A 13,971-nucleotide genomic window follows, 5' to 3' on the forward strand; every position below is an offset into this window, starting at 1 on the left:
TCCCCCTTCTAGACTATAATACACTAAAATATCTTGCCTCGGGGTGAGAAAATACCATAGCCGTTACAGACGCTTCTGGCTCCATCATAAATCCTTCCGTTAATGAAATACCTATTTCCTCTGGATGAATTAAGCGAAATAACTTTTCTTGATCTGCGAGTTCTGGACATGCTGGATAACCGAAGGACACTCGTATCCCTCTATATTTCGTACGGAAGCGTTCTTCCATCGTCAATTCTGGCGAATCTGGAATCCCCCAGCGATCGCGAATGAGCATATGTGTTTTTTCAGCAAGTCCTTCTGCTAGTTCGAGCGCTAACGATTGAATAGCATGACTGCGTAAATAATCACCTTTCGCTTTCCACTCTTCAGCAATGTCACGAACACCTTCTCCAACCGTAACAGATAGGAAAGCAACATAGTCCATTTCATCTCCAACTGGGCGTAAATAGTCACCTAAAGTACGATATGGTGCTTTTCCTTGTCTTGGGAATGTGAAACGCTCTATAACACGCGTATGATCTTCTGGATCATATATTACAATATTCTGTCCGTCGCTTTGCGCTGGGAAAAATTGATACACCGCTTTTGGTTTTAACCAAGATTGTCCTTCCTGCAATAATTCATCTATTAAATCATTTAATTCATGCGCTCTTTTATCTCCCTCTCGCAAAAGTTTCTTCACACTTCCCTTTAGGCCAAGGTGATGTCCAAGCAGCATTTGTCTATTTAGAAATGGCGCGAGATGTGAAACAGGAACATCTCTTAATACAATTCGTTTTGTTGAATCCGGCACGATAACCTCAGCCTTCGGCAATGGCTCAATTACTGCTGGAATTTCTACTTTCTTCTCTTCTTTTGTTACGATATGAAGATGACGTTCTTTTTTATCCTGCTTCATCTTCTCACGCTCTTCTTCTTTTTGAAGCTTATTAATAATATCCAGCCCCGTCATCGCATCACTCGCATAACATACGAGCCCTTTATAAGATGGCGAAATGCGATTATCTGTAAACTTTCTCGTTAACGCTGCCCCGCCTACAACAATTGGAATATCAATATCCGCCGCTTTTAAATCTTCAGCAGTCGTTACCATTTGTTGCGCCGATTTTACTAATAAACCAGAAAGACCTATAATATCAGGCTTCTTTTCTTGTACTTCTTGCACAATTCGATCCGAGCGAACATTAATTCCTAAATTAATAATCTCATATCCGTTATTTGCTAAAATAATTTCAACGAGATTTTTCCCAATATCATGCACATCACCTTTTACAGTTGCTAATAATACTTTCCCTTTTTTCGCACTATCGCTAGATTCCATATGTGGCTCTAAATAACTTACAGCAGCTTTCATACTTTCAGCACTTTGCAATACTTCAGCAACGATAAGCTCATTATTATTAAATAATCGTCCTACCTCATCCATTCCTGTCATAAGTGGGCCATTAATAATATCCAAAGGTTTTCTTCCTTCTGTAAGTGCGAGACTTAAATCTTCGTGTAAACCTTGTTTCGTACCTTCTACAATGTAATTTGCGAGCCTTTCATCAAGTGTTAATGTTTCTTGGACAACAACATCTTTCTTTTTTGCCACGCGATAGAAGTTTGTAAATTTTTCTAACGTCTCTTGCGTCGTTTCAAAAAGCAATGCATCTGCAAGGCGTTTTTCTTCATCAGGAATTGACGCATAGCGCTCTAATTTTTCCGTATTTACAATCGCGTAATCTAACCCTGCTTTCGTTGCATGATATAAAAAGACGGAATTTAACACTTCGCGACCAGCTGGTGGTAAACCAAATGATATGTTACTTACACCTAAAATCGTTAAACACTCTGGTAATGCTTCTTTAATAAGGCGAATCCCTTCTATCGTCGCAGCCGCCGAGCCAATATACTCTTCATCACCTGTCCCTACAGGAAATACAAGTGCATCAAAAATAATATCTGATGGGCGTATACCATATTTCGTCGTCAATAACTCATAACTTCTTTTCGCAATTTCTAATTTTCTTTCCGCACTTACTGCCATTCCATCTTCATCGATTGTTCCAACTACAATTGCAGCACCATATTTACGAAGAAGCGGTGTCACTTTTTTAAATCGCTCTTCTCCATCTTCTAAATTAATTGAATTAATAACAGCTTTCCCTTGAATATAAGTAAGAGCTCGCTCCATCACATGTTCATCTGTTGAGTCAATCATAATCGGTACTTTTAACACTTTCGTAACTTCTGCCAAGAAGTTTTCCATATCTTCTATTTCATCGCGGTCCGGGTCTGCCATACAAATATCAATAATATGAGCATTTTTCTTCACTTGCGCTCTAGCGATTTCAGCAGCCTCTTCAAATTTCCCTTCTGCTACTAATCTTTTAAATTTACGTGATCCAATAACATTTGTTCTTTCACCAACAAATAACGGTCTCATAGAGTCATCATATTGCAGTGCCTCTAATCCACTAACCCCATGTCCCGCTCTCTCTTGCTGTTCACGAGGTTTAAGAGACATTAATGCGGATTTCATTGCTTTTATATGTTCTGGTGTTGTACCACAACAACCACCGATAATATTAACCCATCCTTCTTCTGCAAATCGCTTCACTTTCTCGGCAAGCGAGGATGGAGATTCATGATAATGTCCATCTTCATCAGGAAGACCTGCATTTGGATAACAAGAAATGTAACACTCCGATAAATCAGATAGAGAACGAATATGGTCTCTCATAAACTCCGGACCAGTCGCACAGTTTAATCCAACAGATAATGGCTTCATATGTTCTACCGATAAGTAAAAAGCCTCAATTGTTTGCCCAGCTAGAGTCGTTCCCATCGGTTCAATCGTTCCCGAAATCATGATAGGTACAACTGTATTTAGTTCATCAAAAGCCGCTTGAATTCCAATATAAGCAGCCTTCACGTTACGCATATCTTGACTCGTCTCAACGAGTAATACATCCACTTCTCCTTTCAACAATCCTCTTGCCTGCCGTGTATAAGCTTCAATTAATTCTTCAAACGTTACACCACCAGTAACACTAATCGCTTTCGTTGTCGGTCCCATTGCTCCCGCAACATATACTTCCTTCCCGCTTTCTTCGACTGCTTGCTTCGCTAAACGCGCTGCCTTCTCATTTAGCTCCTCGTCTAAATGAGATAACTCATAATCACTTAGTACAATATTGGTTGCCCCAAATGTATTTGTTTCAATAATATCCGCTCCAGCTTCAATATAGGCTTTATGAATCTTTAAAATAACATCTGGTCTTGTTTCTACTAAATACTCATTACACCCTTCGTACTCCTCTCCTCCGAAATCTTCCGCAGTTAAGTCCTCTTGCTGGATCATTGTTCCCATTGCCCCATCTAATATTAAGATGTTATTTTGTAATTTTTCTTCTATACATTTCATCAATTAATACCTTCTTTCACTTCTTGCTTTTCTCTCACATATTTAACAAGATGTTCTGTAATTTCATATTTTAAAAATGGTGTAATAAGATAAATGCCGTTAAAGTATTTCATCGCCGCATCGATTAATTCTTGAGAAATACGAATCCCTTCCTCAATTGCTGCCTCTTTCGTTTCATGTCCATCCATTCTCTCTCTTACTGCTTCAGGTAAAGTAATACCGGGCACCTCAAAATGAAGAAAATCTGCATTCCGTTTACTTATTAATGGCATAATTCCAATAAAAATAGGTTGTTCTAAATGCTTTGTCGCTTCATACACTTCTTCAATTAACGCGATATCATAGATTGGCTGCGTTAAGAAATATTCTGCTCCAGCATCTATTTTCCGTTCCATTCGCTTAACCGCTGCTTTTAAATGTCTTACATGCGGGTTAAATGCACCGCCCACAGAAAACCTTGTTGCCGGTCCAATGGATTTCCCTAAAACGGAACGCCCATCGTTCATTTCTTTAATCATTTTAATGAGCTCGATAGAGGACAAATCATATACAGAAGTGGCACCTGGAAAATCACCAACGCGCGCTGGATCTCCAGTTAAAGCTAACACTTCTTCCATGCCTAACGCTGATAATCCTAGTAAATGAGATTGTAGTCCGATGACGTTATGGTCTCTACATGTTAAGTGCGTCAATACCGGAATATCGTGCTTCGTTAATAATGCTCCCATTGCCATATTCGAGATACGGGGCGATGCTAATGAATTATCTGCTAGAGTAATAGCATCTGCTCCAGCTCTTTTCAATGCTCTTGCGCCTTCAAAAAACCGCTGCGTATCTAACGTTTTTGGTGGATCTAATTCCACTACTACGGTCGTTTGTTTTTTTGCTTTCTCTGCTAAAGTGACATGAGCTTTTGAACGTTTCTCATGTGTATGAACTACTTTCGGTCTTTGAACCGTATCCTTTTCTATTACAGGCGTAACATTTAGAGTAGCACGTTTCATACTTTCAATATGTTCTGGAGTCGTGCCACAACAACCGCCCAATAAACGAATACCTTGCTCAATAAATTTCGGTGTCATCGCTTCAAAATAAGCTGGACTTCCCTCATATACGTATCGTCCCTCTACATAATTTGGGAGACCTGCATTTGGATATGCTGACAAGTAACCATTTTTCGGAATCGATATCATTTTAAAAGCTTCCGTCATATGAAGTGGCCCTAGTTGGCAGTTCAATCCAACAACATTTGCACCGTAATCTAAAAGCTGTTTTAATATTTCATTTACATCATTTCCATTTTGAGTCGTACCCGCCTCATGTAACGCCAATTGCGCTACAATTGGAATATTTGTTTCTTTTCGTAACACCTGGACAGCATGAAGTAATTCAAACTCATCATAAAAAGTCTCTAATAGCAGTCCATCAACCTGTTCTTCTAATAATGCACTTGCCTGTTCCAGTAACATAAATTCTCGCTCCATATCAGTTGTCGTAACCGCCCCGATATGTTTCATACCACCAATTGTGCCTAAAATTGCATTTCTGTCTGTAACAGATGCTTTCGCCAGTTTTACTGCCGCTCTATTAATTTCAGTAACTTGATTTTCTAATCCATACATACGTAATTTCGCTTCATTTGCTCCGTACGTATTTGTTTGAATCACATCTGCCCCAGCCGCTACATATTGCTTATGAATCGATATAATTAAATCTGGATCAGATATATTCAATTCTTCAAAACTACTTTGCAAACCATGTGAATGTAATAACGTCCCAACCGCACCATCACCTATTACAATTCCTTTTGATAATAAATCTAGTAATTTCACAAATCTCCCTCATTTCTATCAATATAAAAACCCCCTCTTCACTTTGAAGAGGGGGACATAATCGATCCTCCTCTTATTATGCAAAACATTCGTTTTGCAGGTATTAGCACCGTTTCAAACATTTCGTTTGAAGGTTGCCGGGTTTCACAGGGCCTTTCCCTCCACCGCTCTCAATAAGAGTTTGTCTTTATTATTTTATTTATGTAGCTAAAAGGAAATGCGTTCCCCTTTTAACAATGTTTGTTAATTTTTTTATAAATTTAGCACGCACAAATATAAAAGTCAATGACACTTGCGGAAAAATAAAAATTATTTAAAATAAAGTTGCAATTCAATTATCTTTTGTTGTAAAGTTAAAAACATAATAAAATTTCATACGAACATTCTTATCTAGAGAGGTAGAGGGACTGGCCCTATGACGCCTCAGCAACCATTAACATTTGTTAATAAGGTGCTAATTCCAGCAAATTGTGAAAGATTTGACAGATGAGAAGAAGACTCTATTCAAACCGAAAGCCTTCTTCTTAGAAGGCTTTTTTATTTTATATTCAACTAATGGTTCAATTTAAAAAGGAGGAATTTTCACATGTCAACTATCGAAACAAAATTAGCGCAAATCGGAAACCGGAGTGAAACTACAACAGGAACTGTTAATCCACCTGTTTATTTTTCAACTGCTTATCGTCACGAAGGAATTGGTAAATCTACTGGATTTGATTATTCACGAACTGGAAATCCAACGCGCGGCCTATTAGAACAGGCAATCGCAGACTTAGAATGCGGTGAACAAGGTTATGCCTGTAGTTCAGGGATGGCAGCCGTTCTTCTTGTCCTTTCCCTATTCCGCTCTGGAGACGAACTTATTGTTTCCGAAGATTTATACGGTGGCACTTATCGATTATTTTCTGAGCACGAAAAAAAGTGGAACGTTCGATGTAGATACGTAAATACACAATCTATTAAACAAATTGAGCAAGCCATCACAACGAAAACGAAGGCTATTTTCATAGAAACTCCAACTAATCCATTAATGCAAGTTACCGATATTGCCGCTGTTGCAACTGTAGCGAAAAGACACGGACTACTTCTTATTGTAGACAACACATTCTACACACCTTATATACAGCAGCCATTAACAGAAGGTGCCGATATTGTACTTCATAGTGCAACGAAATATTTAGGTGGTCATAACGATGTACTAAGCGGACTTGTCGTTGCAAAAGGAAAGGAACTTTGTGAGGAAATCGCTCATTATCATAATGCCTCTGGTGCAGTCTTAAGTCCATTTGACTCATGGCTATTAATTCGTGGTATGAAAACGTTAGCGCTTCGCATGAGACAACATGAAGAAAATGCAAAAGCAGTTGTTGCTTATTTAAATGATGAGGATGGGGTGACAGATGTATTTTATCCTGGAAGAGGCGGCATGATCTCGTTTCGTCTGAAAGATGAAACATGGATTAATCCATTCTTACAATCTTTATCCTTAATTACATTTGCCGAAAGTCTCGGTGGTGTTGAAAGTTTAATGACATATCCAGCAACACAAACACACGCTGATATTCCTGAAGAAATTAGAACAGCAAACGGTGTATGTAATCGTCTTCTTCGATTTTCCGTTGGTATTGAAAATAGTAACGATTTAATTCAAGACTTAAAGCAAGCCATTAAACTTGTAAAAGAAGGTGTAAGAATATGAGTTATTCTATAGATACACTCTTACTGCACAACCAATATAAACATGACTCGCAAACAGGAGCTGTTAACGTTCCCATCTATAACACATCAACATTTCACCAATTTGATGTAGATACGTTCGGGAAATATGACTATAGCAGGTCAGGCAATCCAACTCGTGAAGCTCTTGAAGACATCATTGCTTTATTAGAAGGCGGAACAAAAGGATTTGCCTTCGCATCAGGAATTGCAGCGATTTCTACTGCATTCCTCCTCCTTTCACAAGGTGATCACGTACTCATTTCAGAAGACGTATACGGAGGAACTTATCGAATGATAACTGAAGTTCTCTCCCGTTACGGTGTTTCACATACATTTGTTGATATGACCAATTTAGAAGAAATAAAGCAAAACATTAAGCCAAATACAAAACTCTTTTATGTAGAAACACCTTCCAATCCACTTTTAAAAGTGACAGATATTCGTGCTGTTTCTAAACTTGCAAAATCTATTGGCGCCCTTACTTTTGTTGATAATACATTTTTGACACCACTATTCCAGAAACCACTTGACCTTGGCGCTGATGTCGTTCTTCATAGTGCCACAAAATTCATTGCCGGTCATAGTGATGTTACTGCCGGATTAGCAGTTGTAAAAGATACCGATCTCGCTCAAAAACTTGGCTTTTTACAAAATTCATTCGGCGCTATTCTAGGCCCGCAAGATTGTTCTCTCGTACTTCGTGGTCTAAAAACATTGCATGTACGTCTTGAGCATTCAGCTGCTAATGCCAATAAAATTGCACACTATTTACAAGAGCACGCTAAAGTTCAAAATGTCTATTATCCAGGATTACAAACACATCTTGGATTTAACATTCAACAATCTCAAGCTACATCAGCAGGAGCTGTCCTATCTTTCACTTTACAATCAGAAGACGCACTTCGCCAATTTTTATCAAAAGTAAAATTACCTGTCTTTGCGGTTAGTTTAGGGGCTGTCGAATCGATCCTTTCCTACCCAGCTAAAATGTCACATGCAGCACTATCGCAAGAAGCTCGTGATGAAAGAGGGATTTCAAATTCATTACTTCGGCTATCCGTCGGTCTTGAAAATGTTGACGATTTAATATCCGATTTTGAAAATGCCCTTTCTTATGTAGAAGAGCCTGTAAATGCATAGAGAGCAGAGAAGATATGAAATTAAGTTATCATATCTTCTTTTTTACGCTGATAAGTATATTTGTCAACCCTTCGTATAATTCATAAAAAAAATGACAGATCACTATCTATTTCCAAGTAATGAATTAATTGATATATTAAGAAGTAAAAAAAGGGGCAAAAATAATGGATACATGTGCAGATGTTTTAATCGTTATCGATTTACAAAATGGAGTATGTTATAGTGAGGAGCATTTATTTAATTTACAAAATTTACTTACAAAAGTAAATAAAAGAATTTCTTCATACAGAAAATCAAATAAACCAATTCTTTTCGTTCAACATTGTGATGATGATTTAGTACCTGAAAAAGAACTTTGGGCTATTCATTCAGATTTAGATGTTCAAAAACACGATTTTTTTGTAAGAAAAACACATGCCAATTCTTTTTATAACACAAACTTGAAAGAGATTTTAGATCAATTATCTGTACATCGTATTGAATTTTGTGGTGCCCAAACAGAGTACTGTATGGATACCACAATTAAATTTGCCCATGGACTAGGGTACGAAAACTTCATGTTCCAGAAAGCAACCTCTACGTTAAATAATCCATTTATGTCCGCAAAAGAGACAATTGATTTTTATGAAAATATATGGAACCACAGATTTTTAAAATTGATGAAAGATGAAATCTAGAATACATAACTAACGTCTTGGTAATTCTAAGATGTATCAGCTATATTCAAACATTTCATTTTCACCATAAAGAAGCTGACTACATTCGGCTTCTTTTCTTTTAACCTGTTTTATATTCTATATATAACATTATAATTCCTTTGTCATATTATTTTAAAAATTTCGTATATTCATTTGAAAGAATAAGAAAATCATGATAAAATTGTGTTACAAATATATCTATATCTTTCAATTTTTAAAACGCATCGAAATTTTCACCCAAAAATGTCATTTTACAAAACCGTGCTAAATTATCTACTTTATTTACATCAGGGTCTCTTTTCTTACAATTTCTTTACTTTAGGAATGTTTTTCTGCAACAACTGTTTTCTTTTCTTTAATTTTTTGGTATGTATAGTATGGTATAACAGCTCACACGGAGGTGGAAAAGAACATGTTAGAAACCTTTCAAAAAGAAATAGAACTATATGAAAGCAATGCAGAATTATTGAAAGTACTTGCTCATCCTGTTCGCTTATGTATTGTAAAAGGATTAATTGAACGCGGTCCAAGCAACGTTTCTACAATGTACACTGGCTTAAACATGCCACAATCTACAATTTCACAGCATTTAGCAAAGTTAAAAAGTGCTAAAATCGTTTCAAGTGAAAGAAAAGGATTGGAAATTTATTACAAAGTAGAAAACGAGACAATTATTCAACTCGTTCGCGTATTATTGGGTTAGGGACTCATAGACAGAGAAAAAGGACGTATTTTATATTTTTCATCTCATATCTTTAATATAAATATATATCATGAGAGGAAATATATGATGCTACATAAGTCGTATTAAAAAACAAGACACAGAACTATGCTGTGTCTTGTTTTTTATATTTTCAAATACCGATCCAAGTGTAACTGTTGCATATGTTTCGTATGTATAACAACATCACATGCACTCCCTAATCCTCCACTCAAAATCATAGAATGAACTGCACGATTTTGTTTTTGAATTTCAGAAAAAGGATCCCGATCTTGATGATTCGTAAGCAGCTCTAGTATTCCTGCTGCTAACAAAAACTCAGATTGTTTCTTATGCCATACCATATTCATACCTTGCAGGCTAAACATTTCTTTCAGTTCGTCCCAATGAATATGAGTAGTAAGATCCATTTCACCTGGATACGCTAAAGGATTACGAATTAACTTATGCTCGTAATATCCTCGTAAACTACCTTCTTGATGTGCAGGATGCATCCATTCTTCTTTTGTATATCCATAATCAACTGTAATACATACACCTCGTTGAAACCATTTCGCCATTTCTTTTATATATTCTTCCATCGCAATTGGCACTTCAAAACGCTGGCCTTCAGCAAGATGAATATTATATTCCAATAAGTATCGACCAATTCTTTTATGTAACGGCCTACATACTTCTGCAAGTTTCCCTTCCTCTGTGTACGTAACACGTACTTCATACAATATTCCATTTCTCTTCTCAATTACTTCAACAGGAAATGCATCAAATAACTCATTCGAAAAAAGAATCCCCTCGAACGATTCTCCCATTTCACTATGCGACGTATAATATGACACATTAGAAAACGAACAAAGAGTCTTTTGCTGCAATTTTCTATGAAAAGGGCTCATTTCAATTATCGAATAGTTTAAAGCAATAAAGGTTTCCGGTGATAATTGCTTCCATTCTTGTAAAACATCATAGGCAAACCTTCCTGTCCCCCCACCAATCTCACAAATATGTGGAGCAACCTCACCATTTTCAACAAGACGAATAAAAAACTTAGCAAAGGTTTTTGCAAACACAGAGGATACGTTGCTACTTGTAAAAAAATCCCCTTGTCTTCCTATTTTTTCACGTTCTTTCATATAATATCCATATTCCTCTGCGTATAATGCGAGGTTCATATATGTACTGTATGAAATTGAATAATCCTTTTCTTTTTCCATCCATTCTTTTAAAATGAGCTCCATCTCCATACTAGCTCCTTACTGTAAAAATGGATTATTTTCTTTTTCAAAACCAATGCTTGTTTCTGGACCATGTCCACATAACACCGCTGTTTCATCAGGTAATACAAATAATTTCTCTTCAATACTTCCAATCAATTCTGCAAAACTTCCACCAGGTAAGTCTGTTCTTCCAATACTCATTTGGAACAATACATCTCCAGAAAATACAGCATTCGCCTCTTTACAGTAATAAGAAATACTGCCTGGAGAATGTCCTGGTGTCTCAAAAATTTCAAAGTTAAATGAACCAATTGCTAATGCACCTTCTGCATCAATAATATGATCTGCTGGTTTTGCTGTAATGCTGCGATTCATCATAAAGATTTGAGAACCATTTACAGTTGCATCGCCTAACCAATCTGCTTCTTCTTTATGTACGTACACAGGAATATGAAAAGCGTCTCTTACCGCATCAACAGCACCAATATGATCAAAGTGAGCATGTGTTAATAAAACAGCCAGTGGCTTTAATTGTTCTTCTTGTAAATATGTAACGAGCTTCTCTCCTTCGTGACCAGGATCAAAGATAATACACTCATTTTGCTCATTCGTTAAAATATAAGCATTTGTTTGTAATGGGCCTAACGGCATTTGTATCCATTTCATATGAAAATCTCCTCCAATTATTAAACTTACTTTCAATGATACAACATTTTTTTCTCTTAGGAAAAGAAAGGATGCTATCTCGACAATCATTTTTAAAACATGTACAATATAAAAGAGTAAATATTCCAAAAACTCATATTAAGGAATGGGGAGACAGAGGAGGATATTGTATGGGCCTTGTTATTATTTTTGCATTAGTCACTCTGTTAGCTGTATTTGCTACGCTTAGAACACTTCGCGAAAAGAATTTTCTCGCGGGCGGCTTTGCAATTGCAACTGTACTCGTTTTCGGATGGTTTACAATCATGACTGTTCTATATAACGGGTACCCACCAGCAGCTTAATTCATTTACATGCTCGTCTTCATCAAGATTTCGCACAAAAAGAGGAAGGGTTTCCCCTTCCTCTTTTCATACTTCACAACTTATATCATCTTCGCTTCGTATTTGTGCTTTTTTACAAGCCAAGCTCCTCCGATAACACCTGCATCATTACCAAGTGTTGCAATAGCTAACTTCGTGCTCTTTACAGCACGTGAGAAAGCATATTGTTCAAAATAGCGTTGAATTGGTTCTAAAAGTGCATCTCCAGCTTTAGAAACGCCTCCGCCAATAACGATTTTCTCTGGATTCAACGTGCTAGAAAGGTTCGCTACAGCTAATCCTAAATAAGAAGCTACCTTTTCTACTACTTCGCCTGCTAGTTCATCACCTTGTCCATGTGCTTCAAATACGTCTTTTGATGTAATACGTCCTTCTTCTGCTAACATAGAACGTAGAATACTTTCTTTATCAGTCTCTTGTATTTTTTGCATAGCAACACGCACAATACCTGTTGCAGATGCTACAGTTTCTAGGCAACCAGACTTCCCGCAATTACATGGGAAAGCGTTCTCTGTAACGACTGTAATGTGTCCGATTTCACCAGCAGCACCGCTTACGCCGTGTACAATCTCTCCATTGGCAATTACACCGCCGCCAACACCAGTGCCAAGCGTCATACAAATTAAATCTTTTGCTCCTTCACCAGCACCTTTCCACATTTCACCAAGCGCTGCTAAGTTCGCATCATTATCAATCACAACAGGTAATCCTGTTTCTACTTCTAATAAATCTTTTAACGGATAGTTCTTCCATCCTAAGTTAACCGCTTCATAAATCATTCCAGACGCCACGTGTACAGGGCCAGGAGCTCCCATACCAATACCGATTAACTTACTTTTTAATTCGCCTAACTCTTCTAACTTTTTATCAATAGCTTTCGCTACATCAAGTGTAATATGTTTTCCTTGCTCATTTGTATTCGTAGGGATTTCCCACTTATGTAAAATTTCACCGTATACATTAATAAATGCTAATTTAATCGTTGTACCACCAAGGTCAACACCAACTAACCATTTCTCTTCCATGTTACTTACCTACCTTTATCTAATTCTTATTTAGCTCTTTTTGAATTTCTTGCTTCAATAAAAATAAAGCTGTTTGATAGTCTTGTGAATCGATTAGCTGTGATTGATTTAATTCACGCAATTCATCTTGCATTAATTGTAAATCTGCAATTCGATCTCCCGTATAAATAATCGTACCAAATTTCTTTAGCAATTGCTGAATATCATATATAGATAACATTTCATCACCCTCTATGCTCACTTACTATAAAAAATTATAATAAGAAAACGTTCACATATTTTATTATAATCAAGAAGAAAAAGTCTCGTCAATTTTTATTTGTCTATACAAGCCCATTTTTAACCATTGTTCCTTTTTCTGTAATAATTTTTTCTATATTTTTATCAAACGGCTCTATTGGAATATGGTCTACCATTTGAAAACTATAAGCTAATGATAGCGTTTTCCCTTTATAATGCATGAGATAACGATCATAATAGCCACCACCATATCCAATCCGTTCTCCTCGCTCTGTATAAGCTACACCTGGTACAATTTGAAGGTCAATTTCATCTGCATTCACTTCTTCCGTAAGCGCTGGAATTGGCTCACGTAAATTCATATACACTGTTTCCAATTGATCAAAATTACTAATTTGCCTAAAGGACATTGTTCTTGTTTCTTTATTACACTTCGGAACAACAACTTTCTTTCCTTCTTCCCAAGCTTTTTCGATAATAGGATATGTATTCACTTCATTTTCCATTGAAAGAGTGATTCCAATTGTTTTAGCTTCAGCCCACTCTTTTTGTGCATACAACGAACATGCAATTTGCTCTGATAAAGTTGTATACCGTTCTTTTGATAAAGAATTCATGTGCTCTATTATTTGTTTACGTAAACGTAGTTTCTCTTCTCTCACACATTTCCCCCCTCACAGTGATACTTTGCTCTACGATGATAGTGTATCACTTTTAAGAGAGGAATCGAATAAAAAAAGAAACAGTAGGAAAATATTCCTACTGCTTACTTTGTTTCACGGTGTAACGTAGACTTCTTGTCACGCTTGCAATACTTTTTAAGCTCGATACGCTCAGCGTTGTTACGTTTGTTTTTCTTTGAGATATAGTTACGATCTCCGCATTCTGTACATGCTAGAGTAATATTCACACGCATTCTTATTT

13 protein-coding genes and 2 riboswitches are annotated in these 13,971 nt (G+C 36.8%); of the genes, 5 read left to right on the forward strand and 8 right to left on the reverse strand.

What is annotated here, in order from left to right; all coding sequences use genetic code 11:
- Positions 1–13: 13 nt before the first annotated feature.
- Positions 14–3,412 carry a methionine synthase gene (gene metH / locus FH036_RS14100; RefSeq protein ID WP_000649696.1) on the reverse strand — a complete coding sequence of 1,133 codons (3,399 nt, stop codon included), beginning with the start codon at positions 3,410–3,412 and terminating at the stop codon, positions 14–16.
- On the reverse strand, positions 3,412–5,244 hold the full coding sequence (locus FH036_RS14105) for a bifunctional homocysteine S-methyltransferase/methylenetetrahydrofolate reductase (protein ID WP_000770334.1): 1,833 nt from the start codon (positions 5,242–5,244) through the stop codon (positions 3,412–3,414). Before FH036_RS14105 ends, metH begins: the two co-directional genes overlap by 1 nt.
- A gap of 70 nt (positions 5,245–5,314) precedes the next feature.
- Positions 5,315–5,424, reverse strand: a riboswitch (SAM riboswitch).
- 203 nt (positions 5,425–5,627) lie between these two features.
- Positions 5,628–5,737, forward strand: a riboswitch (SAM riboswitch).
- Positions 5,738–5,830: 93 nt separating this feature from the next.
- On the opposite strand from FH036_RS14105, the gene metI reads away from it, so the two are divergent.
- From metI to FH036_RS14125, 4 genes are all read left to right on the forward strand, one after another.
- The gene (gene metI, locus FH036_RS14110; RefSeq protein WP_000103875.1) at positions 5,831–6,943 is read left to right on the forward strand and encodes a cystathionine gamma-synthase/O-acetylhomoserine thiolyase; all 1,113 of its coding nucleotides are present in this window, start codon (positions 5,831–5,833) and stop codon (positions 6,941–6,943) included.
- Positions 6,940–8,103: a cystathionine beta-lyase gene (metC, locus tag FH036_RS14115; protein WP_000122291.1), complete on the forward strand. Its 1,164-nt coding sequence runs from the start codon at positions 6,940–6,942 to the stop codon at positions 8,101–8,103. The genes metI and metC overlap by 4 nt, the downstream gene beginning before the upstream one ends.
- Before the next feature lie 164 nt (positions 8,104–8,267).
- The gene (locus tag FH036_RS14120; protein ID WP_000379168.1) at positions 8,268–8,780 is read left to right on the forward strand and encodes a cysteine hydrolase family protein; all 513 of its coding nucleotides are present in this window, start codon (positions 8,268–8,270) and stop codon (positions 8,778–8,780) included.
- Between the two features lie 433 nt (positions 8,781–9,213).
- Entirely contained in the window at positions 9,214–9,504 is a 291-nt protein-coding gene (locus FH036_RS14125) for an ArsR/SmtB family transcription factor (protein ID WP_000894375.1), read from the forward strand.
- A gap of 143 nt (positions 9,505–9,647) precedes the next feature.
- Here the strand turns inward: FH036_RS14125 and FH036_RS14130 are convergent, their stop codons facing one another.
- Both FH036_RS14130 and FH036_RS14135 read right to left on the reverse strand, forming a co-directional pair.
- Positions 9,648–10,760 carry a class I SAM-dependent methyltransferase gene (locus FH036_RS14130; protein ID WP_139895896.1) on the reverse strand — a complete coding sequence of 371 codons (1,113 nt, stop codon included), beginning with the start codon at positions 10,758–10,760 and terminating at the stop codon, positions 9,648–9,650.
- Positions 10,761–10,769: 9 nt separating this feature from the next.
- On the reverse strand, positions 10,770–11,399 hold the full coding sequence (locus FH036_RS14135) for an MBL fold metallo-hydrolase (RefSeq protein ID WP_000871248.1): 630 nt from the start codon (positions 11,397–11,399) through the stop codon (positions 10,770–10,772).
- A gap of 170 nt (positions 11,400–11,569) precedes the next feature.
- On the opposite strand from FH036_RS14135, the gene FH036_RS14140 reads away from it, so the two are divergent.
- On the forward strand, positions 11,570–11,743 hold the full coding sequence (locus FH036_RS14140; RefSeq protein ID WP_044793788.1) for a DUF2759 domain-containing protein: 174 nt from the start codon (positions 11,570–11,572) through the stop codon (positions 11,741–11,743).
- An 80-nt stretch (positions 11,744–11,823) separates the two neighbouring features.
- On the opposite strand, the gene glcK is transcribed toward FH036_RS14140, so the two are convergent.
- The 4 genes from glcK to rpmG form a co-directional block, all read right to left on the reverse strand.
- Positions 11,824–12,807 carry a glucokinase gene (gene glcK, locus FH036_RS14145; RefSeq protein WP_000391706.1) on the reverse strand — a complete coding sequence of 328 codons (984 nt, stop codon included), beginning with the start codon at positions 12,805–12,807 and terminating at the stop codon, positions 11,824–11,826.
- 19 nt (positions 12,808–12,826) lie between these two features.
- On the reverse strand, positions 12,827–13,027 hold the full coding sequence (locus FH036_RS14150; protein WP_000949156.1) for a YqgQ family protein: 201 nt from the start codon (positions 13,025–13,027) through the stop codon (positions 12,827–12,829).
- 103 nt (positions 13,028–13,130) lie between these two features.
- Positions 13,131–13,709 (reverse strand): 5-formyltetrahydrofolate cyclo-ligase, encoded by a 579-nt coding sequence (locus FH036_RS14155; protein WP_139895897.1) that lies wholly within the window; start codon positions 13,707–13,709, stop codon positions 13,131–13,133.
- 104 nt (positions 13,710–13,813) lie between these two features.
- On the reverse strand, positions 13,814–13,963 hold the full coding sequence (rpmG, locus tag FH036_RS14160) for a 50S ribosomal protein L33 (RefSeq protein ID WP_001265616.1): 150 nt from the start codon (positions 13,961–13,963) through the stop codon (positions 13,814–13,816).
- Positions 13,964–13,971 lie beyond the last annotated feature (8 nt).

Source organism: Bacillus sp. CD3-5, assembly GCF_006349665.1.
In the GTDB taxonomy this organism is placed as follows: Bacteria; Bacillota; Bacilli; order Bacillales; family Bacillaceae_G; genus Bacillus_A; species Bacillus_A paranthracis.

What these genes read in the sequence shown, in the direction of transcription:
- metH (WP_000649696.1), bottom strand. Translation starts at nt 3,412, where the DNA reads ATGAAATGTATAGAAGAAAAATTACAAAATAACATCTTAATATTAGAT.
- metI (WP_000103875.1), top strand. Translation starts at nt 5,831, where the DNA reads ATGTCAACTATCGAAACAAAATTAGCGCAAATCGGAAACCGGAGTGAA.
- metC (WP_000122291.1), top strand. Translation starts at nt 6,940, where the DNA reads ATGAGTTATTCTATAGATACACTCTTACTGCACAACCAATATAAACAT.
- FH036_RS14120 (WP_000379168.1), top strand. Translation starts at nt 8,268, where the DNA reads ATGGATACATGTGCAGATGTTTTAATCGTTATCGATTTACAAAATGGA.
- FH036_RS14125 (WP_000894375.1), top strand. Translation starts at nt 9,214, where the DNA reads ATGTTAGAAACCTTTCAAAAAGAAATAGAACTATATGAAAGCAATGCA.
- FH036_RS14130 (WP_139895896.1), bottom strand. Translation starts at nt 10,760, where the DNA reads ATGGAGATGGAGCTCATTTTAAAAGAATGGATGGAAAAAGAAAAGGAT.
- FH036_RS14135 (WP_000871248.1), bottom strand. Translation starts at nt 11,399, where the DNA reads ATGAAATGGATACAAATGCCGTTAGGCCCATTACAAACAAATGCTTAT.
- FH036_RS14140 (WP_044793788.1), top strand. Translation starts at nt 11,570, where the DNA reads ATGGGCCTTGTTATTATTTTTGCATTAGTCACTCTGTTAGCTGTATTT.
- glcK (WP_000391706.1), bottom strand. Translation starts at nt 12,807, where the DNA reads ATGGAAGAGAAATGGTTAGTTGGTGTTGACCTTGGTGGTACAACGATT.
- FH036_RS14150 (WP_000949156.1), bottom strand. Translation starts at nt 13,027, where the DNA reads ATGTTATCTATATATGATATTCAGCAATTGCTAAAGAAATTTGGTACG.
- rpmG (WP_001265616.1), bottom strand. Translation starts at nt 13,963, where the DNA reads ATGCGTGTGAATATTACTCTAGCATGTACAGAATGCGGAGATCGTAAC.